At 37.5% G+C, this 6,186-nt stretch carries 6 protein-coding genes; 5 read left to right on the top strand and 1 reads right to left on the bottom strand.

Going from position 1 to position 6,186, the window contains the following annotated elements:
• The 5 genes from AWW78_RS09635 to AWW78_RS09620 all read left to right on the top strand — a co-directional run.
• Positions 1-2,239: translocation/assembly module TamB domain-containing protein (locus tag AWW78_RS09635; protein WP_218059854.1), on the top strand; the 2,239-nt coding region annotated here is incomplete at its 5' end.
• The gene (gene rnr / locus AWW78_RS09630; protein ID WP_047135010.1) at positions 2,236-4,392 is read left to right on the top strand and encodes a ribonuclease R; all 2,157 of its coding nucleotides are present in this window, start codon (positions 2,236-2,238) and stop codon (positions 4,390-4,392) included. The genes AWW78_RS09635 and rnr, both read left to right, overlap by 4 nt.
• Before the next feature lie 6 nt (positions 4,393-4,398).
• Positions 4,399-4,842 carry a DUF72 domain-containing protein gene (locus tag AWW78_RS10885; protein ID WP_082359577.1) on the top strand — a complete coding sequence of 148 codons (444 nt, stop codon included), beginning with the start codon at positions 4,399-4,401 and terminating at the stop codon, positions 4,840-4,842.
• 14 nt (positions 4,843-4,856) lie between these two features.
• Entirely contained in the window at positions 4,857-5,159 is a 303-nt protein-coding gene (locus AWW78_RS10880) for a DUF72 domain-containing protein (RefSeq protein WP_176696251.1), read from the top strand.
• A 3-nt stretch (positions 5,160-5,162) separates the two neighbouring features.
• Complete coding sequence (locus AWW78_RS09620) at positions 5,163-5,840, top strand: PA domain-containing protein (protein ID WP_075426259.1); 678 nt, start codon at positions 5,163-5,165, stop codon at positions 5,838-5,840.
• On the opposite strand, the gene AWW78_RS10630 is transcribed toward AWW78_RS09620, so the two are convergent.
• A partial coding sequence (locus AWW78_RS10630) for a protease-associated domain-containing protein (RefSeq protein ID WP_047135009.1) occupies positions 5,756-6,186 on the bottom strand: 431 nt, incomplete at its 5' end. The two genes, AWW78_RS09620 and AWW78_RS10630, sit on opposite strands and share 85 nt — an antisense overlap.

Raw genomic sequence — 6,186 nt, 5'->3', positions numbered from 1 at the left:
GATCGAACTAAGTTATAAGGATCAGTTGAGGTTTAAACTACGGAGAGAATTGAGCGATTTTACTTCGGATGGTTTCAAGATTGATAAGGTTGGATTGAGTCTCAATTACGATGAACCAGAGCTATATGCTGAAATTTTTGCGAGTGGGGAGAAGTGGGATTTCGAAGCTGTTTCAATCGCGCAGTTCAGTCGCGAGGTGAATAGGTTAATTTTAAAAGAGTTTAATGGGAGAGTTTATGGTAATAAAATTTCAATTGCTGATGAGATAGAAATTTTTCAAAGCAAAAGCGGAGTTGTGATTAATCCATCTTCTTTTGTTTTCAATGATCAAAAAATTTACATTGGTGGGTTTATTGATAAGCAAACTCAGCAGTTGCGCATGTGGGGTGAAAATTTGGAACTTGATAGACTTATAAAAGGAAAATTTTTTTCTGGCAAGGTTGAATTTTCATTCTTTATCTATGGAGCTCATGATAAACCCAATTCAAATATTGAAATTTTCGTGAAAGATCTCAGATACAAAAATGCGGATCTCGGAGTGCTTGAATGTTTTGGGAAGATTGAAGATGACCTTGTAAAGTTGAATATATCACTTATAGTAAGCGCAGGTGAGGTGAATTATAACGCGATGGATGTTGTTCTTTCTTCTCCAGCGTGGTTTAATCCAACCGTAAGATCAAAATACCGTGAGCCATATGTCGCGGGCAAGGTAAAGCTCTTTAGGTTTCCGATCGCTGTGCTGGAGCCACTTTTGGAGGGGATTTCAGATTTGAAAGGTGATATAACGGCTGAGATTGATTTAGGTGGAACCTTTGATAAGCCGAGTTTTAAGGGCAACTTTTCACTTCAAAATTGTATTTTCAAATTTGATCCAAACGGAAAGTATTATCTTGTTTACGGCGTGGGCAAGATTGATTCAAATGCCATCTATGTTGAGGATTTGAATTTATGGAACAATCCTGATGATTATAGTGGTGGAGAGGTCAGGGTTAATGGTAAGATTTATTTTGGTGGTGGATATTCAATATCAAAGGGAGATTTTAACATCACTGGCAAATTGCTTGTTATGGATAAAGAGGGTTTTGGAACCACGGGACTTTATGGGCGCGTGATTGCTCAGACTGGTGAAAATGGGTTAAGTTTAAAAATTGACACTACTGGATTTTATCTCAATGGTGAAATTTTCCTTTCAGATGTTGATGTTAATTATTTCCCGAAGCAATCTATCAGCGCTCGTCAAGGAACTGGATTTGAATATGTCTATGTTAGCCCAGTTGATACTGTAAAAGAAGAAAGCACCGCTGAGGAACTTGTGCATTTGAACCTTCCTGTTAAAGTGAACGAGATTCAAAACGAAGGTGTAAAAAAGCAAAGTATTTTTTCGAAGTTCAATTATGACTTAAAAATCTACACTTTAAATAACGCAAAAATTAACATTCTTCTTAATACTCAAACTGGGGAAGAATTTTTCGCTGAGTTTTCTGGGAACCTAAACCTTAGAAGTTACTCTGGCTTGATGGTTGCACACGGTGTGGTTGATGTACTTGACAGGTCTTACTATAACTTTTTCAAACGATTTAATGCAAAAGGTAAGATAAAATTTGTTGAGGACCTTAAAAATCCGGAACTTGATATAACAGCAACATATACGGGAACTCATACAGTTTTAACGGATACTTTGAGTTCTGGGAAAGTTGAGAATGTTTTGATTGAACTTCTCATAAGCGGGACGTTGTCAAAACCAGTCGTTAAAATACAGATGTATATTGATGGTGAGGATTATCAGAAGGTTTATCCGCATGGTGAGGTGGAATCTGATGCAATTTCATTCCTTGTAACTGGAAGATTCAAAGATGAACTTAGCAGAAGTGAGGCTAGTTTGTTTACTGAAAATCTTTGGTCGTCAACGGGTGCTGGACTTTTGAGCGGTGTGGTTTCAGGGGTTGTGACGGATGTTTTAAGGGATGTGCTTGGTGGAGTTGTGACGGCTGCGGAATTTGGTTATTATTCTGGATTTAAAGGTTTGAGGATAACAGGAAATATAGGTGGGGCTGTAGTTCAGATTGGTGGAGATATTTTTACCGACATCTCAAAATCGGTCGTCATCGTTCAATATCCATTATTTAAAAAGTTTCTCGGAGGAAACTTAACAATTGAATATCAGAGAAAACCGGTTCAATTTTATCAGGAAAAAGAAATTTTAAACAAATTGGGGCTCTATTATAGGATAAGGCTATGAAAGAAGAGGTAGAAATTTCAAAGATCAAAGAGAGGATCTTAAAATTTTTAAAGAAAAGATCCAAACGGTCGTTTCGTTTAAAAGAAATAGCTAGGAAACTTGGTTTGATGGAGGAGTATGAAATGGATGTTATTAGGCGAGTTTTAATGGAGATGGTCGAGCGTGGCGAGGTCATTAAGCTTCCAAGAAATAAATACAAATTTAAACCGAATCCCAAAATTCTTGTTGGGCGATTGACCGTGAATCCGAACGGTTATGGATTTGTGGAGGTGGAAAATGAAGACAGCCAGATAAAAGAAATTTTTATTCCCCCTAGGTTTATCCATACTGCGATTGATGGAGATAAAGTTGCTGTTTCAATTGTGGGGAAAGGGAAGGGTGAACTTGCAGAAGGCGAGATAGTTGATATAATTGAGCGTGGGAGAAAGATTATAACAGGGGTTCTTTCAAAAAGAAAGGGAATTTATTTTGTCGTTCCGGATGACAAACGCTTGATCCATGATTTTTATATCGATGAGAAAAATGTGAAAAAATTTAATGCACGACCTGGTGATAAAGTTGCAATTGAGCTTGTTGATTGGATAGATGAAAGGTTCGCTCCTGAAGGTAGGATAGTTGAAGTGCTTGGCCAAGCTGGGGAAAACGATGCGGAGATTTTGGCGATCGCAAGAAGTTATAATTTCCCAACGCGATTTCCCGATGAGGTTCTTGAAGAAGCAGAGGAGATTCCGGACGAAATCCCAAGTTCGGAATATGCAAAGAGACTTGATCTTAGAAATTTAATTTGTTTCACGATTGACCCCGAGGATGCGAAAGATTTTGACGATGCCGTTTCGCTTGAGATTTTACCAGATGGAAAATATAAGCTTGGTGTTCATATTGCGGATGTTAGTTATTATGTTAAGGAGGGAAGCGAGATCGATCTTGAAGCGCTGAAGCGTGGAACGAGCGTTTATTTGGTTGATAGGGTGATACCGATGTTGCCCGAGAAGTTGTCAAACAATGTTTGCAGCTTAAATCCAAATGTCGATCGCCTTGCTTATTCTGTCTTTATGATTGTCAATTCAAAGGGAGTTGTTGAAAAATATTCTTTTCATAAAAGCATTATAAGAAGTAAGCGAAGGTTCACTTATGAAGAGGTCCAGAAGATAATTGAGACTGGTGAAGGTGATTACGCTGATATAATTTTAGAAATGCATAAGTTGAGCAAAATTTTGTTAAAGAAGCGACTTCGTGAGGGGAGTCTCGATTTTGAAACACCCGAGGTTAAATTTAAACTCGATGAAGATGGAAAACCGATCGAAATAATAAAAAAGGTTCGACTTGATAGCCACAGGTTGATAGAGGAGTTTATGCTGCTTGCGAATCAGACGGTAGCGAAGCATATCGGAAAGATGAGCAAGAAAAATCGCGAATATCCGTTTATTTATAGAGTTCATGATTTGCCCGACCCAGCGAAGTTGAAAAGCCTTGCGGAGTTTGTGAGGAAACTTGGGTTTAAGTTCGAGGTTGATTCAAAGCCCCTTTCAAAATCAATTCAAAAATTGCTCGCGCAAGTTAAAGATACGGAGTATGAATATCTTGTGAATGACATCGCGATAAGGTCAATGGCAAAGGCAATTTATTCTGAAAAAAACATCGGACATTTCGGGCTCGGTTTTAAGTATTATACTCATTTTACTTCTCCGATAAGAAGATATCCTGATCTTGTCGTTCATCGTCTTCTTTATGAGTATACAGAAAAAGGTGTGGATGATAAAAGATTAAGGGAGATCGCGCAGAAACTTCCACAGATTTGCAAACATTCATCGGAGATGGAGATAAGAGCAATGGAGGTGGAGAGGGAATCGATCAAATTGAAGCAAGTTGAATATATGAAGGACCATATCGGTAAAGTATTTGATGGCATAATCTCTGGGGTTGTTGAATTCGGTTTATTCGTGGAGATACAAGATATACTCGTTGAGGGGCTTGTTAAAGTTAGAGACTTAACGGATGATTATTACATTTACGATGAAAATCAGTATGCATTGATAGGTAAATATACGAAAAAAGTATATAGGCTTGGGGATAAGGTTAAGGTTAGAGTTGTAAGGGTTGATGAAAGTTCAAGGGAAATTGATTTTGTTCTTATTGGGAAAATATCCAGATAAATTTTAATGTCTAAGATTTACATCGGGACATCAGGTTATTACTATAGGCATTGGATCGGGCGTTTTTATCCGGAGAAATTACATCGGGGAAAGTGGCTCGAATATTATTCAAAAGTTTTTAATACTGTTGAGCTTAACACAACATTTTACCATCTGCCAAGGGCTAAAACGATTGAGGGATGGATAAAAAATACAAGTGTTAACTTTTTGTTTTCCGTTAAAGTTCATCAAAGCATAACTCATATCAAGAGGTTGAAAGATGTGAGAAGTGATTTTTACGGATTTATGAAAGTGATAAAGCCATTGAGAGTTTACAATCGAATTGGTTGCATACTTCATCAATTTCCACCGACGCTTGAATATGATCCTTCACTCTTAAAAGAGTACATTGATCTGCTTCCCAAGGGATACAGACATGTTTTTGAGTTTAGAAATCCTGTATTTTTTTAATGATACCATTTTTTATGATTCTAAAGGAAAATAAAATTGCCCTTTGCATTTCACATATGAGAGGAGTTCTCGCTCCACCTATTGCAACAGCTGATTTCGTTTATTTAAGGTTTCATGGTCCTAAGGAAAGATATAGGTCGGTTTACAGTCAAGAGCAGATAGAAGAGTTTGCGAGATTAATATGGAATTTTTTGTTGGAAGATAAAGTTGTTTTTGCTTATTTTAATAACGATTTCAACGCATATGCTATTGAAAACGCTATAGCTTTAAGAGAAAGCGTTTCAAAACTTATCAATACAAAACAAAATCAAGGTTAAAAAATGAGAACACTTAAAGTTATACTTTTAAGTTCGCTTATAACTTTAATGGCTTTTTCTCAGATCACAGTTACAAATTTTCTCACGGATGATGCTAAGAGGGCTATGGATTACATCACGGAGGATTACATAAGGGCAAATGTTCAGTTTTTAGCGCATGATTTGCTTGAAGGCAGAGGGACAGGTTCAAGAGGTGAGCTTCTGGCAGCGACATATATAGCGACACAGTTCAAACTTCTTGGACTTGAACCTGGTGGGGATAATGGTTCATATTTTCAAAAGGTTCCACTTTCAGGTGTGAGAACTTTCCCGGATAAAGAAATGGTTGTCAAAGGCAAAGGTAAAACGATAAAATTCAAATATTACGACGAATTTATTGCAGTTTCTGGTGTCAAAAAAGATTTTGTCTCAATAAAGGATGCCGAAGTTGTGTTCGTTGGCTATGGAATAGTTGCGCCGGAGCAGAATTGGGATGATTATAAGGGCGTTGATGTTTCTGGAAAGATATTGTTAATGTTAAATGACGATCCACCAGCAACCCCTGAGGAGCCAAATCTTTTTGGTGGAAAGGCGAGGACTTATTATGGAAGGTGGACTTATAAATATGAAATTGCTGCAAAGAAGGGAGCTCTTGGTGCCATAATTGAATCACCATTAATCGGTTTGCCAATCCCAAGATGATCGTGATGCGATGTTATGACAATGTATTCATCTTTCAATTTCTCATCACCACCGCGTAAAATACCTATGACATTTTGAGAAACAAGTTCTCTAAATTTTACACGCATATTCAATGAAATTTTTAAACCAAGATCGATAGGTTTAAAATTTCGAGTTTGTGCCATCTTCACAAGCTCATCAAGATTTTGCCCCACAAGGGCAAGCATCTTTCTTGTGGCATCCTCAGTAAGCCAACCTTTAAGTAAAACTTTCGGATCAGTGTTATTCGCAAGATCAAACTCTTCCCCTGTCCATGAGCTCTGCACAACATTCCAGCCATAACCAGCGGATGGAGTTGTATGAATTA

Origin of the sequence: Candidatus Kryptonium thompsonii (genome assembly GCF_001535985.1) — a bacterium.
In the GTDB taxonomy this organism is placed as follows: domain Bacteria; phylum Bacteroidota; class Ignavibacteria; order Kryptoniales; family Kryptoniaceae; genus Kryptonium; species Kryptonium thompsonii.
Note: the sequence above shows the minus strand (reverse complement) of the source record. Positions and strands in the feature narration are given on the sequence as shown.